The organism is Streptococcus sp. HMSC067H01 (assembly GCF_001814775.1).
In the GTDB taxonomy this organism is placed as follows: Bacteria; Bacillota; Bacilli; order Lactobacillales; family Streptococcaceae; genus Streptococcus.
The window spans coordinates 1-209 of record NZ_KV817764.1 but is presented as its reverse complement, the minus strand read 5'-3'; the positions used below and the strand labels follow the sequence as shown (position 1 = coordinate 209).

Annotated in this window: 1 pseudogene; it reads left to right on the top strand. The window is 43.5% G+C overall.

Features of this window, described 5'->3' with window-relative positions:
- Positions 1 to 209, top strand: a pseudogene (locus HMPREF2987_RS00395) (tagatose-bisphosphate aldolase); the annotation flags it as partial.

Sequence of the window (209 nt, the reverse complement as noted above, 5' to 3'; positions counted from 1 at the left end):
TTCCAAGAAACTCTTGTCTTTGCCCACGAATCAGGCGCAAACTTCAATGGTGTTCTTTGTGGACGTGCAACATGGGCTGGATCAGTTGAAGCTTACATCAAAGATGGTGAAGCAGCAGCTCGCGAATGGCTTCGTACAACTGGATTTGAAAACATTGATGAACTCAATAAAGTACTTCAAACAACAGCTACTTCATGGACTGAACGTGT